This is a genomic window from Rhizobium sp. T1470 (assembly GCF_042140505.1).
Taxonomy (GTDB): Bacteria; Pseudomonadota; Alphaproteobacteria; order Rhizobiales; family Rhizobiaceae; genus Rhizobium; species Rhizobium favelukesii.
On the sequence record NZ_CP148092.1, the window covers coordinates 325,586 to 343,136 of the forward strand.

Sequence of the window (17,551 nt, forward strand, 5' to 3'; positions counted from 1 at the left end):
ATCCGCAAATGAATCTTTCCAGCTCACTCACCCAAGGGTTCCGTACAGCCGAACAACGCAAGGCGCCGATCATATGTTTTTCCCATTTGCGCTGGGATTTTGTGCTGCAGCGTCCCCAGCATTTGATGGAGCGTTTCGCGCGAGATAGACAGGTCTTCTATTTCGAAGAGTTCATCCCCACAGATCACCATTTAGCCTATCTGGAGATCCATCCATTTGAGGGGACGGCGGTGAAAGCCATACGTCCACGAATCCCTCACTGGTTAGGTCAGGACGAGAGGGAGCGTGAACTAAGAAACCTGTTGGATGAACTATTGTCGATCTACGGCGTGGCCCGCCCGATCCTATTGTTCTATACTCCGCTCATGTATGGGCTCGCTCGTCACATCGATGCGGCGGCGGTCATTTACGATTGCATGGACGAGTTGGCCAACTTCAAATTTGCGCCGCCAACTCTCAAGGACGCCGAGGCTGCACTCCTTAAACGCGCCGATGTGGCCTTCACCGGCGGCCACAGCCTGTATGAGGCCAAGCGGCATCTGCATGACAATATTCATCCTTTCCCATCTGGCGTCGATGTAGACCATTTCCACGCTGCTCGTGGAAACCTCGAGGAGCCGGCCGATCAAAGGTCCATCAGCGCTCCAAAGTTCGGATATTATGGCGTCATCGACGAGCGCCTCGACCTCGGCCTCATAAGCTGTGTAGCCAACGCTAGACCGAACCTCTCTTTTGTGTTTATCGGGCCAATCGTCAAGATTTCACCCGACGACCTCCCCAAAGCGGAGAACATCCATTACCTGGGCCGAAAAGCATATGGCGAACTGCCAGCGTATGTGTCGGGCTGGAGCGGGGCACTGATGCCATTTGCTCTCGACGACGCAACACGGTTCATAAGCCCCACCAAGACGCCCGAGTATCTTGCTGCCGGTCGACCAATCGTATCGACGCCTATCGCCGACGTCGTGCGTCAATACGGGGGCGTTTCCGGTGTTGCTCTTGCGCGGGATGCCGAGCAGTTTGCCACAGCGTGCGACGATGCGCTTGTCTTAAAAGAATCCGACGGCGCCTGGCTGAGATCAGTTGATACCCTTCTCGCCGCTTCGTCGTGGGACGACACGTTTCACGCGATGAGTGTGCTGGTTGAGGAAGCCATCATCCGTCGGTCCGCATTCACACATTCTCTCACACAATTCCCATCTCCACCGACAAGCGCCAGGTCGAGGTCATCCTTTGACTACCTGATCGTCGGTGCAGGCTTTGCGGGCTCGGTGCTGGCAGAAAGATTGGCGGCCGATGGGAGGCATGTGCTTTTGTGTGATAGGCGTCCGCATATCGGCGGCAACGCGTACGATTTTCACAATGAAGACGGCATCCTCGTTCATCGATATGGACCGCATATTTTTCATACCAACAGTCAGGAAATTTTCGACTACTTGTCACAATTTACCGATTGGAGGCCGTACCAACACCGTGTGCTCGCCGACATCGGCGATCATCGACTGCCAGTTCCCATCAACCGAACGACCCTCAATGGGTTCTACGGTCTCAATCTGAAGGACGAAGCAGAGGCCGCCTTATTTTTGGCCGCTCGTGCAGAGCCTTGCGATCCGATCGAAACAGCGAAGGATGCGGTTGTCTCCCAGGTCGGTGGCGATCTCTACCGCGCGTTTTTCCAAGGATATACCCGCAAGCAATGGGGTCTCGATCCGAGTCAGCTTGACAGATCGGTAACCTCGCGTGTCCCGGCACGCGTTAGCGATGACGACCGATATTTCCTCGACACCTACCAGGCTATGCCGCTGCATGGCTACACTAGGATGTTCGAGAAAATGTTGGACCACGAGTACATCACCGTATCGCTCGGCACGGAATTCGCGGACATCCGAAGGGACCATCCCGAGGCACATACGATTTTCACAGGACCGATCGACGAATATTTTGATTATCGCTTCGGTCGTCTTCCATACCGTAGCCTTGAGTTCCGACACGAAACACATGATGCCAGACGCCTGCTACCAGTCGGCGTGATCAACTATCCCTCGGAGACAGTGCCGTATACGAGGATCACCGAATACAAGCATCTGACTGGCCAGATCCATCCGAAGACAACCATTTCCTATGAGTTCGCCGGTGGAGAAGGGGAACCCTACTATCCCATCCCTCGACCGGACAATCAGGCACTGTACAAGCAATATGAAGCTGTTGCGCGACGTTCTAGCGACGTGACATTTGTCGGTCGGCTGGCGACATACAAGTACTATAATATGGATCAGGTGGTGGGCCAGGCTCTGGCGACATACCGGAAGATGTCAAAGGCGCACGCGAGCACCATTGCTGCGAGCGTGAAATGACCAGTCACTTGCAGCACATCGTTATCGCCACCGACAGCCGCGAGCCGTCCGGGATGGGCGAGCACATGCTTACGCTCGGACAGGCGCTTGGAACACAGTACAAAGTCACGCTAGCGGCTCCGCAGAACTCCGCGTTGCTGACCCGCGCCGTACGCTGGGGCTTGGCGATCAAGAGCGCCGATGACCTGGCGACATTTGAAGAATGGCTGCGTTCGTCGGGGGCATCGCTGCTTCACATCCATGCCGGCATCGGGTGGGAGGGACACGGGATTGCCCGTGTAGGGGGCGATTGCGGAATTCCCGTCATACGAACGGAGCATTTGCCATATGTGCTGACAGATGCTGAGCAGATCGCGCAATATCATAGGGCGATTTTGACAGTTACCCATCATATCGTGGTCTCCGAGGCCTCTCGCAAGAGTTTTGAAAGAAATGGTGTGGATCCGGCCCGGCTGACGGTTGTCCGCAACGGGATCTATGCGTGGGATCGGGGGGAAAGCGACGCACACGGCATGGGCGAACGCCCGTATCAATCCCGACCAACCCTTCTTACGGTGGCGCGGTTTTCGAAACAGAAGGATCACGCTGCCCTCGTAAGGGCAATGCCAACAGTGGTTGCAGCCCATCCCAGCGCCTTGCTTCTTCTCGTGGGGGAGGGCGAGGAAATGAACGCTGTCCACGATCTGGTCGACGAACTGTTACTGCGCGATCATGTCCAGTTTCTCGGACACCGAAACGACGTTCCCAACATCATGATGAATGCCGACCTCTTTGTCCTGCCCTCGCGCTTTGAGGGCCTGCCGTTGGCGGTGCTCGAAGCGATGTCTGTAGGTCTAACGGTCGTCGCAACCCGAATTGGGGGGACCATCGAAGCGCTTGGCGAAGATCACCCATTCTTGGCTGAGCCAGGAAATTCCTCCTCCCTAGCTGAGGTTTTGATCGACGCGCTCTCTGATCCCATTCGCGCCAGGTCAATAGGTCAGTCTGGCATGAATCGATTTCACAGCGCCTTTTCAGCGGATCGGATGGCCACCGAAACGGTTGCCATCTATCAACGGTTTCTCCCCGCCAAAACAGAAGTCAAAAGAGGACAGCCTTTCATGGACAAGACACGGATTGGCTTCATCGGCTGCGGAGGAATCGCGCACCGCCATCTCGACATCCTTGCCGGGTTTGACGATGTGGCGCTCGTCGCCTTTGCGGATCCTGACTTAGGTCGCGCAAGCGACGCGGCATCGCGCTTTGGCGCGAAAGCGTTCACCAGCCACCAGGCCATGCTGGACGCCGAAGCGGTCGACGCGGTTTATATTTGCATACCTCCCTTTGCGCACGGCGATGCGGAACGGGAGCTGATCCAACGCGGCATCCCGTTCTTTGTCGAGAAGCCTATCACCCTCGATTTGGCCCTTGCTAAAGAACTTGCAACCATGATTGCGCGAGCGAAATTGATAACGGCCGTGGGTTATCACTGGCGGTACCTCGATACTGTAGAGGAGGCCCGCCGGTTGTTGGTGGAAAACCCGGCGCAACTTCTCTCCGGCTACTGGTTGGACCAGACGCCTCCACCGCAATGGTGGTGGAAGATTGATCGATCAGGTGGGCAGATGATCGAACAGACCACTCATATCATTGACCTGGCGCGTTACCTCATTGGCGAAGTTACCGACGTATATGGTCGTGTCGGCTTTAAAGATCGTTTAGAATTTCCGGGCCTCGATGTGCCCGCGGTTGCGACCGCGACAATGACCTTCGAATCCGGCGTCATCGCCAACTTTTCCTCAACCTGCCTTCTCGGCTGGAACCATAGGGTGGGGCTCAACATCTTCGCCGATCGTCTTGCGATAGAATTGACAGATCATGACATCATGGTCGATGTCGGAGCAGGACGTCCGGTTCGCCAAGCCGAAGGCGATCCCGTCTGGCGCGAGGATCGCGATTTTGTCGACGCCGTGCGCGGGCAGGAAAACCACATTCGCTGTGCCTACTCGGACGCGCTCGCAACGCATCGGATCGCGCTGGCTGTCGCAGCCTCAGCTCGACAAGACGAACCCCTAAGACTCGACCCTCCTGTCTTCGAGCGCAGGCCGATGGCTCCTCTTCGGCATCAATTCCGAAAAGAGGAGCCGCAGGGCCTGCAGCCCGGCCATCGGCGAATTCGTTCGCTGGGCATAGAACGTGCGGGGAAAGCATTCTTCTTGGAATACGAAGAGGGCCCGCCCCCCGAAGGCCACATCCGGTTGGAGACGTTGTATAGCGGATTTTCAGCAGGTACCGAACTCACGTTCATGAAAAATACCAACCCTTACTTCCATTCGAGGTTCGATGGGGAGAGGGGTGTATTTGTGGAAGGCGAGGCTGACCTTCACTATCCAGTTCCCTTTCTTGGCTACATGGAGGTGGCGCGGGTCTCGGAGACGCGGGCAGCCGGCTTCGCGAACGGCGATATTGTCGCGACGACGTTTGCGCACAAGAGCGGCCACACTGCAGACCCATGCCATGACGTGCTGGTGCCGCTTTCCAACGATATCGATCCCATGCTTGGAGTGTTCGTCGCTCAGATGGGACCGATCGCGGCTAATGGAATTTTGCACGCCGATTCAGAGGCGTTCGGAAGCAGCGTGCCTTACCTCGGCGCTGGCATTGAGGGACGAAACGTCGTTGTCCTCGGTGCGGGAACCGTGGGTCTGATGACTGCGCTGTTTGCGCAGAAGTGCGGAGCTTCCAACGTCATTGTCGGCGACCCGTCGGAATTCCGTCAGAACAAGGCGCACGATCTTGGCCTCAGCGCGATGGAGGAGGAGCTAGTGTGGCAGCACGTGAAGGCCCGGTGGCACAACGGCGGCAGAGACCGCGGCGCCGATATAGTGTTCCAGACGCGTGCGCAGGCGACGAGCTTGCATGCTGCGCTTAAGGCGTTGCGGCCGCAGGGAACAGTCATCGATCTCGCCTTTTACCAAGGTGGAGCTCAGGGATTGCGGCTTGGCGAAGAGTTTCATCACAATGGTCTAAACATCAGGTGCGCCCAAATCAATCGTGTGCCGCGGGGATTGGGGGCGTTGTGGGACCGATGTCGGCTTGCCAGAGAGACAGTGGGCCTTATGCGAAGCCACGGCTCTGCTATCCGCGACCACATGATCACGCACGTCGTTCCATTTGATGATGCGCCGCAATTCTTGGCCGATCTCGTTACGAACCGGCCGGAATTCCTGCAAATTGTTTTCAAGGTTCAAGAATGAGCTCCGGCAAACAACCAGTCCGCATCCTTTTCGTATTCGCATGGTTGGTCGTTGGCGGTGAAGAGACCGAAGTCCGGCTCCTTGCCCGAAATCTCGATCGAAGCCGCTATCGCATTGACGTCGTGGCATGTTTCCACAAGCCGAACATGCCCGAGCAGACACACGAGCAGCTAACGGCGTTGGGCGTGGATGTCGATACGACCCCTTATGAATTGTCGTTTGAGGATACGATAACCTATCTGGCAACGAAAATCCCAAGCTACGACGTGGTGGTCTCCTGCCAGAACGTCGCCGATATTTACCCGGCGCTTGGACGTCTCCATCTCCGCCCGCCACTGATCGAACATGGCGGGCTGGTGTCGGAGGCGCTTGCTGGGCCGAAGCACTTCACAAGTCGCTACGTCGGCGTCTGTCGATCAATCCGCGACGCCGCAGCCTCCGTGATGGCCGGTCGTGAATCAAGTGCTCTTGAAATCCCGTCGATGGTCGATTTCTCGGAATTTGACGCCACCCGGCGTGCCGCAAACCGTTCGTCACTGGGCGTGGCCGAGGATTCGGTCCTGGTGGGTTGGGTCGGACGGCTTGATCCCAAAAAAAACGTCGAAGACTTCATAGAGGCCGCGGCAATGGTGCATATGGACGTTGCGTCTGCGCGTTTTGTAATTGTAGGAGGGGCCGACGCGTTCCATCCGGAGTACGCGATAGAGTTGCAGTCACTCGCTGCTAAGCGGGGATTGGGTGACGTGCTTTCCTTTCTCGGAGATCGGAAGGATGTTCCCAACCTTCTGTCAGCCTTCGACATTTTTACCTGGCTCTCGCGCGACGAGGGGATGCCGCATGTTCTCGCGGAGGCAGGTGCAGCAGGTCTGCCCGTCATCGCGACGCCTGATAACGGCGCACTTCAGCAGGTCGAGGAGGGGACTTCGGGTCTCTTCGTGCCCTACAACGATCCTAGCGCTGTCGCTCAGGCCATGATGAAGCTGATTATGTCAGCCGATCTGCGTGCCCGGTTGGGCAAGGCCTTGATGTCAAAAGTTGAAAATGACTACAGCGCTGCTACGATCGTGCCGCGATGGGAAGGTCTCTTTCTGGATGTCCTGGAAGATCGAGCGCGAGCCGGGCCATCTGGTTTATTCAAATCTTTCATTCAGGGCGGTTTCGAGTGTTCAACGCACCGCCTCCGTCCAGGCGAGGGCGAAACTGCGGGGACGCGTCTCGATGTCCTCGCCTCGACGGGCCACGACTCGCATGCGCGACAGGACTACGATCAACTGAAAGCGCACCGGATCGAAACCGTGCGCGACGGCCTCCGCTGGCATCTTATAGAGCCGTCATCTGGCCACTATGATTGGTCTAGCTTTCTTCCAATGCTCGAAGCGGCGAAGGAGGCGGGCACCCAGGTCATCTGGGATCTTTTGCACTTTGGCTGGCCAGACCATATCGATATTTGGGGGCAGGAGTTTATGACGCGGTTTGCTAATTTTGCTGGTGCTGTCGCCGCAGTGGTGCGGAAAAATACGGGAGACGTTCCGTTCTATTGCCCAGTGAACGAGATCTCGTTTTTGTCGTGGAGTGGAGGTGACGCCGGCTACCTGAACCCTTTTGCAAACGGACGCGGGTTCGAATTGAAAGTCCAACTCGCGCGCGCTTCCATCGCCGCCATGGATGCCATCCTTGCTGTCGATCCACGGGCGCGTTTCGTACACTGCGATCCCGTTATCAATGTCATCATCGATCCTTCGCGACCCTGGGAGAAGCTTGTTGCCGAAGCACACCGGCAGTCGCAGTTCCAGGGGTGGGATTTATTAGCAGGAAGGCTATGGCCTCAAATCGGCGGTGCAGATCGCTATCTCGATATTGTTGGGGTAAACTACTATCACAACAATCAGTGGATTCACGGGGGGCCACCGATCGACGTAACCAACGTGCTTTACAAACCATTTAGAACTATTCTGATCGAAACCTATGCCCGATATGGCAAACCGATATTCGCTGCCGAAACCGGTATCGAAGCCCAAAGGCGCCCTGATTGGGTCATGTATGTTTATAGCGAGGTCGTTGCCGCGATGGATGCCGGGGTTCCGATCGAAGGCATATGCCTGTACCCAATCCTAAACCATTCCGGATGGGATGATGATCGACCGTGTCAAAACGGTCTTCTGTCGGCGGAAATTTCTGACGCAACTCGCGTCGTATATCAGCCTCTGGCAGAAGCGTTGGAATGTATACAGCGAGACGTTATCGGAAGGAGCGGGCTTTCCTAAAGCTAAGTTTCGCTCCAGTCTCTCGCGCCACAACCTCCGCCGTGGCAGAGTGGTCAAAAAACTCTCTATGGGATCTAAGCGAATAATCGAGGACGACGCCTTCGTCGTCCACATGGAGTTCAGCTTTGTAGCCAAGATGGCCACCCAAGCCCCCGAGGCGCGGAGGACCCGCCCCACGGTCTCACGGCAGAGGACGGCGCCGAGTCGGGGCTGCTTTGGAGGGGCAGTCCTTCGACTATGGAGGAAACGGCGACCGACGCCCGGCAGGGGCAAGCTACGGCCGACCAGTCTTCCTCGTTCTCGTCAGCAGCCTGGTGTGGGCAATGATCGCTTGGGCGCGGTGGAGTTCTGGGGCGAGAGCATCGACAAGGATCCGCAAACCACGGCGTCGACGGCTCCAAATTCGATCAACGCGCAGCCGCATGGCGCCGGGACCTTCGACAACAAATCCGGCAGGAGGAGTCAGTCGACCGGCCACAGCCAACGACCGGGATCCGACCGCCGGAGGAAACGGCGGCGGTTCCACCATGATGACGACGCCGAGTGGATAAGGCGGTAGCGCGTTCGAACCGCTTCGCGGAAGAGGCGCCAGGGCCAAGTTGGTGCGCAAAACGCCTTGTTAGGAGCTTTGTCCGGCGCTATCTCGGCACCGCAATCAAACGAGGTTTCGAAACAGCTACTGTCAAGTGGTTCAACTCTAAAAAGGGTTACGCTTTCATCCAGCCGGACGACGGCTGCCGGATGTGTTCGTGCGTATTTTTGCGGTCGAGCGCTCCGGCCTTCAGGGGCTCAAGGACGGCCAGAAGGTTAGCTACGAGCGACGCGCGATCGACAGTCGGGCAAGACCGCCGCGGAAGATCTCCGGGCTCTCTAGAAATCGTCAGTCTCATTGAGCGGGATTGAAGGTCGACGAGTCTTTGTTACAACACAATCGTCGCCTTACCTACATCGGCATTGCTTGGAGCGCCGAATGAATTCGCCGCTCGCGATTGCCGTCATCGCTTGAGACTTTTGACCATGGATGTACTGGCAGGACAAATAGGCAATGATGAGGAAGGTCGGTGCGATTTCGCCCCGGCTTTTTTTGTTGGCCTCCTGATCCGACTTCGACGTTATGCCCTATGGATCGCTGTTGGAGCGACCCCCAAAGTGGGCATAACAGATTAGTTGTTGTTGTCAGCGCAACGGAACGCTCTTCCTTGGTTCGCGATGCAGCTGCCGCGCCGCCCTTGCGTCCGCCCTTTTCGGAAGAGGCATGGTCCTCGGCATGGTCCCGGCCCGAGCCGGATTTCTTGCCGCCGCCACTTTCCTTGTTGACGGTGGCCCAGGCACGGCGCTCGGCTTCCTTCTCAGAAACACCACGATCTTCGTAGCCTTCCTCGATATGCTCGGCCTTGCGCTTCTGCTTGTCGGTATATGCGGACTTGTCACCTTGCGGCATCGGACATCTCCTTGGCTGACATGAAGCAAGGAGAACTGCATTTTCGCGCCAAAGTTCCGCTGACCGGAAATCGTGATTGCGGCCTTCGGACCCACGTTGGAGATCGGTTAGGTCGAGGCACTTGATAGTGCCATCGGTCAACGCTGCCTTGGTAATGGCATTGGTCAGCGCCCCAGCAGTTTTGCATTGATACAGAAGTGCGCAACCTGCGTGACGCCGTCCGGGCAACAGAAGTAAAGTCGGACCCAAGCCGAGGGGCGGCTTTTGGCACATGGACCTGCAGACAAAGAGTTTCGAGACGTCGGACCGGCTGGCGCGTTTCATCGGCGGACCCCAGGCAGGTCGAATGGACCTCAAGGCGTACCTGGTAAACGTGCACCAAGATGACCATCCTGCTGCCGACCTGACGCCGCTTCTGGAAGGGAAGGTCGACAAGTCTGTAGCGGAATATCGTCTTCGAACCACCGAAGGAGAGCGCTGGATGCGTTGTGACAGGCGTCTGCTTAGGGACGCTCAGGGAACACCCTTCCGTATAATTGGCGTGGTGATCGACTTTACTGAAGAACACCTGCGACGCGCCGAACTTGAGGCCAATGCTGACACCGACGTGCTAACAGGACTTTTCAATCGGCGCGGCCTGCAGAAGAAGTTCGATCGCATGAGTAAGGAGAAGGGCCGACTGGTGCTCACGATCGATCTCGATGGCTTCAAGGAGGTCAACGACAGCTTAGGTCATGCCGCCGGCGACCAGGTGCTGATCGAGACGGCCTCGAGATTGAAGGCGGCGGTGGTTTGCGAGATTACGGGATGATTGACCCCGTATCCGCGGTCTCGCTGTTCACGCGAATTACCCACGAAAAATGGCCCCGCGTATACGAGGGGTGAGCGCAGGGCCAGGTCGCCAGCTTTTCTGGCTTGGATGCGCAGCACCCGGTCCATTTGACGGGATTGACATACCGCGCGTTCCACTGCCTCAACGAGCCAACAGGAGTCTCGTTCCGGCCTCGAGCATCCGAGTTCGCATTGGACCAGACAGCATGATACTGGCGGTTCCGCTACAATTTTTAGTGACGATTTGCTAACGCATGTGTGCAAACCTAAGTCGAGTTTGTTAAAGGCAAGACTATGTTTGTCGTATCGATCTTCCACGAAGGCCACGAGCGTAACCTCGTCGCCACCGGCATCCGGATGAAAGACGGTCTTGTCGTCGTTCAGGCAGGTGGAAGGCGACACGTTTTTCCTTCCGCAAACCTGATCGAGATCGTGATGATCGAAGAGGACGTGGAAGACGATCACCTCATCACCAGCCCGAATTTGCTGATCAACTGATCCTCTCTCCGAGGACGTGGCGGGAGCTTGGCATTTGTGGATCGGACCCCCACACGTGACCAAGGCTCCCCTCCTTAATCGAGCCGATAGCACGCCGTTTGCCAGCTAGCTGGGTAGGTCAAGGTGGTCGAAACCCTCTCGGAACTGCAGAAGCTGCCCCTCGGACTCAACCACTACGCCATGCCGTAAGAATTCATTGATAGTGAAATCAGGATGGGCGGCAAGAAGAAGTCGTGCTTCATCGGCTGCCTCCTTCGACCGTCCCGCTCGATTGAGGCAAGCTACTATCCGTCCCCAAGTAAACTTGCCTGGATTGGGAAGCCGACGAAGTGCGGCCAAAGCCTCTTCATAGGCACCCCCCAAATACATCGCATTCCCTAGCACGGCATAATACCAGTGCGGCGGAAATGGGTTGAGCCGCATACCCTCATCGATCCATCGAACACCCTCCTCAACGCGGTTGCGCCGCGCCAGGAGTCCGCCCAATTGAACGGCGGCGTTCGCGTCGCTTGGATTGAGTGCGCATGCCCGTCGAAGCTCCCCTTCCGCACCATCGAAGTCCTTCAAATATAGAAGGGCGAGACCGAGCACGCGGTGTGAACCTGACTCTGCTTCATCAAGGAGAACGGCCCTTCTCGCAAGGGAAGTGCAATCTCGAAGCACATCAGGCGGAGCCTTGGCGTATCCGTGTACCGCGATTTGCGACAGAGCGAGATAAGCGTGGGCGAGAGCAAACCCGTTGTCGCGATGGACAGCAGCTTCGAACATCTCGCAGGCCTTGAGATTGTCATCGGATTCATACCCTCGAAGATGCGCGAGGCCACGCAGGTAGAATTCGTAAGCCTCGAGATTGTCGGGTGCCTTACGAAACGACTCCTGGTAATCGATGTTGTGAATTTGACCCACCAGACTTGAGACGAGCATTCTGACGATTTCGTCCTGGATGTCGAAGATATCCCCGGCACAGCGGTCATATTTCTCCGACCAGATGAGCCGAGCGTTCGCCGCCTCGATCAAGCGGACGGTTGCCCTGATCACACCTCCAGCAAGCCTGAGATCGCCCGTGACGAGATAGGTTGCGCCCAATTTCCGAGCGACCTCGGTTGTATCTTCGGACAAGTCCTGGGCCGCGAACGACGAAGCGGCTGCGATCACCGATAGACTTCGAAAGCGGGCTAGACCTCCTATGATGTCTTCTGTGAAACCATCGGCAACAAATGGCTGATCATCAGCTTCCCTTAGGTTTCGGAAGGGCAACACCGCTACGACCGGTCTGCCGGAGGCTCGCGGAACGGGAGCCTGAGGCCAATGCCAAACATGGACCGGTTTGGCGATATTCTTCAGTCGAATATCTCCCCCGTCCTTGAATAGTGAATGCGCAGTTCCTTTAACCTGAGCATATGCGGCATCGCTGATGCAGATGCCCCCCGAACTCGCTTCCCGCTCAAGACGGGAGGTCACATTCACCCCTTCGCCGAAAATGTCACCCTCGATCACGGCGACTTCCGCAAGGTTGATACCAATTCTCAAGCGGATTTGTTCTTGGCAGACCCTCAGTTCGGCCTCGCTCCCGAGAAGCTTCTGGATGTTCATGGCACAGGACACCGCCTCGCTCGCGGTATCAAATACCGACAGAACGCCATCGCCGATGAGCTTGACGATCCGCCCTCCGCGCGAGCCGATTTCGGTTGCTAGTATGGTGCCGTGCAATCGTGCGAGAGCGGCAAGCGTTTGTTCCTCGTTGGCTTCCATCAGCCGCGAGTATCCGACAATGTCGGTAGCCATGATCGCCTGCAATCGCCTCTGGGTCATCCGCCACCATTGCTCAACGGCTGCACCGTGACACTACCACATCCCCACAGTCGAAGCACCGATTCGGTCACGGCGAATCGTTAGGCCGCCAGTCGTCGCCGCCCGCTTCGCGCTTCAGAAGCGCCACTCTGCCGACCCAACAGTCTCCATTATGGGAGGCAGCTCCAACTCGGAGCTACCAGTTCCGTGGTGCTGATGCTGTGCATTATGGAATTGAGTTAAGGAACTGAGCATTGACACAACCCGCAGCCGGTCAGGTCCGCTTTAATTTTGTCACGCAATGTCCAAGGGATGATGGCTGCGGCGTTTTCGTCTTGCAGATGCTGACGGGCAAACCCTACGACCAAATTGCCAGCATGATCGATTGGGGCGTTCAGACGCCATCGTAAACTTAACATTCGACAGCCAAGTCAGTGCAATGCTTGCGGGGTTCAGGCGGATTGAAGGCGTGCGATTTGCCGCCATGTTTGCATAGCGCCGTCTCGGAGTTCGCGATGGTGGGATGAGGCAATATCGGGACGGGGCCACGCCTCGACGTTGGAGGAAGCGCGCGATGCATTCGGGTCGCGGCTGATCAACCTGGCAAAGGCGCATGACGTTTTGACTCGCGAAAGCTGGGCGAGTGCAAACCTGGCGGAGATCATCGCCGACACCGTCAAGCCACATGCGGGTGGCGAAAACCGCTTCCACATCGAAGGTCCAGACCTGCAGCTTGCGCCGAGCGCCGCGTTGGGCTTCGCCATGGCGCTGCACGAATTGTGCACCAATGCTGCGAAGTATGGAGCGCTTTCCACCGAAAACGGCCATGTCTCCATCGTTTGGGCGATGGAAGGCGAAGGCGACGAGCGCCGCCTAATTCTGCACTGGGCCGAGAACGGGGGACCGAAGGTCGTTCCCCCGAAACACAAGGGCTTCGGTTCGCGCTTAATCGAGCGGGCGCTGGCGGCGGACCCGCCGGTGTCGTCTGCACGATCGATGCACCCCTGCCGGTCGGCAGAATGGCTGAAGGACCTTGGCGGCCAACCAGACAGCAATCCGGATTCTGATCGTCGAAGATGAATACTTGGTCGCCCTTCACCTTGAAGATTTGCTGACGGAATTGGGGCATCAAGTGCTCTAGTCAGCCAGCCGCATCAACGAAGCGCTCCATCTTGCCCGTACCGGTGAGATCGATTTCGCCGTGCTTGATGTAAATCTGGCCGGCACCTCATCCTTCGCCGTCGCACAGGTTCTGTACGAACGCGGCATTCCGTTTGTGTTAGCGACCAGTTACGGAAGCGATGGTCTTATCGACGGTTATCGTCATGAAACGGCCTTGCGTAAACCCTACGACGCAGGAGAACTTGCGGACGAAATAGCGCGGGCGTTTCCATCAATCCCTCTCTAATCTCAACGGCACGTCGGCGGCGTCATATCCATGCCAGTTTGACGAGTTTGCTCAGGGATCTCCCGGAAAATGAAGTTCCCCGGCTAGGGCACACGCCGTCTGTGACCACGATCGATTTGTTCGCGGTGCGGCGGATAAAACCGGAACAGTTAACCTCCATTCTGGTTCTGCTAAAAAGATCCATCCGATCTCTTCAATGGAGGAACTCATGCCATCGTCAAGCGGAACCACCGGAAGGACAGCTCTCACGAGCAACTCTCAAGGCCGGCGAGCAGAGCCATAAAAGCGGCAAACAGGGGGTGAACAATTCCTGAGCTTTTTTGCCTTTGTTCGGCCTCTCCGAACTTTTCTGATCGCGCCGGGCGCTTCTTCAAATTATTCCGTGGCCGGAAACACCCGGCTGAGGCTTGTGCGGTCAAAGGGAGAGCATCATGGTCATCGATGACAAGACCGAATTGGTTGTCCCAACAGAAGAGCTAGAGGTCGTCGCAGACATGCGGGTCAGATCTCTCGATCTTCCTTCCGATCCAATTGTTGTGCTGCTTGCAATATTAGTGGCGCTCGCCGTTCTATGCTTGGCGTATCTGGCATCGGAAATTGTACTTCCGATCGTGTTGGCCCTGGTCCTCAAACTTCTGTTTCAGCCGGGCATGCGGCTGCTGGAGAAACTTCGTCTTCCGCGAAGCCTTGCGGCCCTCGTGCTCATTCTGCTGGTGTTCGGAGCCATCGTTGGCATCGGCGCTGCGATCTCTGGTCCGGCGACCGAATGGGCTGCGAAACTGCCCGAAGGCATTCCCCGATTGCAGGAGCGCCTTAAGTTCCTGAACGAACCCGTCGAGGCTTTGCAAACATTTCTGCACAAGATTGACGGCTTCATGCAACAAGGATCGGGATCGAACACCGGCTCCGGTTCAACGATCGCTGCGACGCTCTTCGCGGGCACGACCCACTTTGCCGCCAGCTTCTTCGAGACGATCGTCATCCTGTTCTTTTTGCTAGTATCAGGCAGCACATTCCTGAAACGGGCCGTCGAAATTCTCCCCAATTTCAAGGAAAAGCGGCAGGTCGTGGAATTGTCCCAGGATGTCGAGAAGAACATTTCTGCCTATCTCGTCACCATCACCCTTATGAATGCTGCCGTCGGGCTCGCCACAGGGATTGCCATGTGGCTGACCGGCCTTGGTGATCCGGTTCTGTGGGGTGTCGCAGCTTTCCTTCTCAACTACGTCCCGATCATGGGGCCTCTTCTAGGCGTCGGGATTTTTCTGCTGGCCGGCCTTTTGGTGATCGACACACTGTGGTTGGCTCTTCTGCCGGCAGCACTTTATTTTGCGATCCACATCGTCGAGGGCGAGATTGTCACCCCGCTGCTCCTCGCCCGGCGGTTTACCCTTAATCCTGTGCTTGTTATCATAGCGCTGATCTTTTGGTTCTGGATGTGGGGTGTGCCCGGAGCGATCCTCGCGGTGCCGATGCTGGCTATCACCAAAATCGTCTGCGATGGAATACGGCCGCTTGCCGCCATCGGGCACTTTCTCAGCGGTGACGAATAGTTACGCTTTTTGCTGCCAGCGATGTGCGCCGAGCGATTGGAAGATCCTTTCCTGGATGCGGCGAGGCTCGCGCACCGCTAGTTCGAGCTACTTAGCGGCCACATTTTCCTGCGAAGCGTTGCTGGGTTCGAGGAAAAAGCGCACCATCTCGTTTGTTGCGTCTGGCCCGTCCTGGTCTGTGTACGATCCGCCGGCATCACCGCCGGACCAGGCATGGCCGGCGCCCTCGACCAACCAATATTCCAGCGCCGGGAGCCGCTGCGCATTTGTAACAATTTTCCTCGTATAGGCGCGCTTACCAGCGGAGCGGCCGGTGTGCGTTTGTGTTGTGGAGTTGGGCTCTGGCGGAATGGCGGCCGCGACTATCCGCTCAGCATTGGAAGGATTGACCGTGCGGTCCGCACCTCCATGAAACACGATCGTGCGAACCTCTGGTTTGGAGCGGTAACGGGGTTTCGGTTCAGATATGAGACATGCTTCGCCTCGCATGACGGAGAAAGCCGACATGACGTCGCTTGCCGAAGCATAGGCTAGTCCGGAATGAATGCCTACGGCGCCGTAGAGATCAGGATACGTCTCTCTCATAACCGCGGCCATCGCGCCGCCTGCCGACAGGCCCGCAACAAAGACCCGGTTCCGATCGAGGTCGAATTCCGCCATGATCTCCGCCGTAATTCCTGCAATGATCGAGGGTTCCCCAGCATCGCGCTTCTGATCAGCAGTTCTGAACCAGTTCCAGCAGCATGAGGGATTGTCCGATGCTGTCTGGTGGGGATAGGCAACGAGGAGGCCATGCACCTCAGCAACGGCGTTCATGCCGGTGCCTGTGGCAAAGTCGTCGGGGTTTTGTTTGCAGCCGTGGAGCATGACGACCAGTCCACGTGGCTGGTCCAGCGCGGATGCCGGTATGTAGAGTTTGTAGCTTCGGATGCCGGCCGCGCAGGCATAGGATCGCGTCAGAAATTGCGCTCCAGATGGCACGGCAGGAGAGGGGCCATGTTTCGCCAGTCCGGGCAGGTCTATGCCCGGCATTGAGGCGAATGCGCCAGAGGCCGTCCGTCCTTCGCGCAAGATGCGCAGTGTCTCGCCGAGGGGCTTTCGGAACCGATCGGATCCAAGACCGTCATGCCGCTCCATGGCTCCGGTCGCTGGCTGTGTGCCCGGCTCGATAATTTCGGCGTTGGGATCTATCTGAAAAGGTTTCGAATGATGCACCCGAGGAGTGTCCGCGATGTCGGGTTCTGTTGAGGCACGAGCGCCGGAGGCGGGACGGCCAGCAAGTGCATCCTGGATCACGCGGGTTGCCTCGGCAATATTCGAGGTTCGCGTCAAGGACGTCGCCCGCCTCACGGCAATGAAGAAATCATCGTTCATGGAATGTCCTCGTTGGTGGGGCTACAGGCCTAGCGAATACGTTCGGCCAATGTCGATTTCAGTTCCGCACTGGCCTGAAGTGCGCCGAGCACGGTGATAGATTCGATTGTTGCCAAGGCGAGTTCAGGCGTGACATCCGGGGCAATGCGGGCCAGTCCAAGCACCTTGATCTCGAGCTTTTCTCCCGCGGCCTTCACGGCTTCCAGATCGGCCTTGCTGTAGTCGCGTAGGCCGAGTTCCAGCGTTTGCTTGATGATTGACTGTTTGACCGCCTCACCCTCGCTGGCGAGCTGGTTTCGGATCGCTGTTCGTATGAAATCGCTGCGATTGGAATAGAAGCCTTCCTGCACGAGAAGGTCGATACGACCTAGATCGACATAGCCGAGATTGATCGTGATTTTTTCCGACTCGCTGTTTTTGTCGCGAAGCTTGTAAACGTTGTCAGCCATGCTTTTACCATCCACATGGATGTTACATGGATGGTATCCGGATGTTTTACAAGGGCCTCAACGATAAACCTCGAAAATGATCAGGCGTTTGGAGAGGCATAGGGATCCGAGGGCGTCACAGGTGCTATCGTCACTCCACTAACCAGTAATGCTTGGATAGAGATGGCTGGCTCATCATTCTGATTCTTCAAGGGCTGATCGATCCGCCTCCCCATTCTCTCGATAATCCTATGCCTTTGAGGCAGCGGTCCGACCCTTCGGTCCCTTTCACCGGCAGGAGCGATGCAACCGGTCCCGGAGCATGGGAGCATTCCTACAAAGGCAGTGGCAGACTGCAGGGAAAGGTGGCCCT

At 57.0% G+C, this 17,551-nt stretch carries 11 protein-coding genes and 2 pseudogenes; 9 read left to right on the forward strand and 4 right to left on the reverse strand.

The genetic code is table 11. The features are described 5' to 3' along the window. The first annotated feature begins 8 nt into the window (after positions 1–8). The 4 genes and pseudogenes from glf to WGT02_RS22650 all read left to right on the forward strand — a co-directional run bounded on the left by glf (position 9) and on the right by WGT02_RS22650 (position 8,728). Positions 9–2,354, forward strand: a complete 2,346-nt coding sequence (gene glf / locus WGT02_RS22635; RefSeq protein WP_375679451.1) for a UDP-galactopyranose mutase — start codon at positions 9–11, stop codon at positions 2,352–2,354. After that, positions 2,351–5,590 (forward strand): glycosyltransferase, encoded by a 3,240-nt coding sequence (locus WGT02_RS22640; RefSeq protein ID WP_208246909.1) that lies wholly within the window; start codon positions 2,351–2,353, stop codon positions 5,588–5,590. Before glf ends, WGT02_RS22640 begins: the two co-directional genes overlap by 4 nt. Further along, a complete protein-coding gene (locus WGT02_RS22645) occupies positions 5,587–7,854 on the forward strand; it encodes a glycosyltransferase family 4 protein (RefSeq protein WP_208246911.1) in 2,268 nt (755 codons plus the stop codon). Before WGT02_RS22640 ends, WGT02_RS22645 begins: the two co-directional genes overlap by 4 nt. 654 nt (positions 7,855–8,508) lie before the next feature. Then, positions 8,509–8,728: pseudogene (locus WGT02_RS22650) on the forward strand (cold-shock protein). A 306-nt stretch (positions 8,729–9,034) separates the two neighbouring features. Here WGT02_RS22650 and WGT02_RS22655 read toward each other — a convergent pair. Next, positions 9,035–9,295 (reverse strand): annotated as a pseudogene (locus WGT02_RS22655) (plasmid stabilization protein); the annotation flags it as partial. 346 nt (positions 9,296–9,641) lie between these two features. On the opposite strand from WGT02_RS22655, the gene WGT02_RS22660 reads away from it, so the two are divergent. After that, positions 9,642–10,106: a diguanylate cyclase domain-containing protein gene (locus WGT02_RS22660; RefSeq protein ID WP_176703653.1), complete on the forward strand. Its 465-nt coding sequence runs from the start codon at positions 9,642–9,644 to the stop codon at positions 10,104–10,106. A gap of 314 nt (positions 10,107–10,420) precedes the next feature. Further along, positions 10,421–10,624: a hypothetical protein gene (locus tag WGT02_RS22665; protein ID WP_208246913.1), complete on the forward strand. Its 204-nt coding sequence runs from the start codon at positions 10,421–10,423 to the stop codon at positions 10,622–10,624. 105 nt (positions 10,625–10,729) lie between these two features. On the opposite strand, the gene WGT02_RS22670 is transcribed toward WGT02_RS22665, so the two are convergent. Next, positions 10,730–12,409: an adenylate/guanylate cyclase domain-containing protein gene (locus WGT02_RS22670; protein ID WP_225039995.1), complete on the reverse strand. Its 1,680-nt coding sequence runs from the start codon at positions 12,407–12,409 to the stop codon at positions 10,730–10,732. A 564-nt stretch (positions 12,410–12,973) separates the two neighbouring features. Here WGT02_RS22670 and WGT02_RS22675 point away from each other — a divergent pair. The 3 genes from WGT02_RS22675 (at position 12,974) to WGT02_RS22685 (ending at position 15,376) form a co-directional block, all read left to right on the forward strand. Further along, the gene (locus tag WGT02_RS22675) at positions 12,974–13,495 is read left to right on the forward strand and encodes a sensor histidine kinase (RefSeq protein WP_024317174.1); all 522 of its coding nucleotides are present in this window, start codon (positions 12,974–12,976) and stop codon (positions 13,493–13,495) included. A 121-nt stretch (positions 13,496–13,616) separates the two neighbouring features. Beyond that, positions 13,617–13,823 (forward strand): hypothetical protein, encoded by a 207-nt coding sequence (locus tag WGT02_RS22680; protein ID WP_225039993.1) that lies wholly within the window; start codon positions 13,617–13,619, stop codon positions 13,821–13,823. A gap of 431 nt (positions 13,824–14,254) precedes the next feature. Next, entirely contained in the window at positions 14,255–15,376 is a 1,122-nt protein-coding gene (locus WGT02_RS22685; RefSeq protein ID WP_024317173.1) for an AI-2E family transporter, read from the forward strand. 87 nt (positions 15,377–15,463) lie between these two features. Here the strand turns inward: WGT02_RS22685 and WGT02_RS22690 are convergent, their stop codons facing one another. Both WGT02_RS22690 and WGT02_RS22695 read right to left on the reverse strand, forming a co-directional pair. Then, on the reverse strand, positions 15,464–16,750 hold the full coding sequence (locus tag WGT02_RS22690) for a PHB depolymerase family esterase (protein ID WP_024317172.1): 1,287 nt from the start codon (positions 16,748–16,750) through the stop codon (positions 15,464–15,466). Positions 16,751–16,779: 29 nt separating this feature from the next. Then, positions 16,780–17,199 carry a CopG family transcriptional regulator gene (locus tag WGT02_RS22695; RefSeq protein WP_024317171.1) on the reverse strand — a complete coding sequence of 140 codons (420 nt, stop codon included), beginning with the start codon at positions 17,197–17,199 and terminating at the stop codon, positions 16,780–16,782. Positions 17,200–17,551 lie beyond the last annotated feature (352 nt).

Bases quoted from the DNA above. Each gene is read 5' to 3' on its own strand.
- WGT02_RS22670 (WP_225039995.1), bottom strand. From the start codon at position 12,409: ATGGCTACCGACATTGTCGGATACTCGCGGCTGATGGAAGCCAACGAG.
- WGT02_RS22695 (WP_024317171.1), bottom strand. From the start codon at position 17,199: ATGGCTGACAACGTTTACAAGCTTCGCGACAAAAACAGCGAGTCGGAA.
- WGT02_RS22640 (WP_208246909.1), top strand. From the start codon at position 2,351: ATGACCAGTCACTTGCAGCACATCGTTATCGCCACCGACAGCCGCGAG.
- WGT02_RS22685 (WP_024317173.1), top strand. From the start codon at position 14,255: ATGGTCATCGATGACAAGACCGAATTGGTTGTCCCAACAGAAGAGCTA.
- WGT02_RS22660 (WP_176703653.1), top strand. From the start codon at position 9,642: ATGGACCTCAAGGCGTACCTGGTAAACGTGCACCAAGATGACCATCCT.
- WGT02_RS22645 (WP_208246911.1), top strand. From the start codon at position 5,587: ATGAGCTCCGGCAAACAACCAGTCCGCATCCTTTTCGTATTCGCATGG.
- glf (WP_375679451.1), top strand. From the start codon at position 9: ATGAATCTTTCCAGCTCACTCACCCAAGGGTTCCGTACAGCCGAACAA.
- WGT02_RS22690 (WP_024317172.1), bottom strand. From the start codon at position 16,750: ATGAACGATGATTTCTTCATTGCCGTGAGGCGGGCGACGTCCTTGACG.
- WGT02_RS22665 (WP_208246913.1), top strand. From the start codon at position 10,421: ATGTTTGTCGTATCGATCTTCCACGAAGGCCACGAGCGTAACCTCGTC.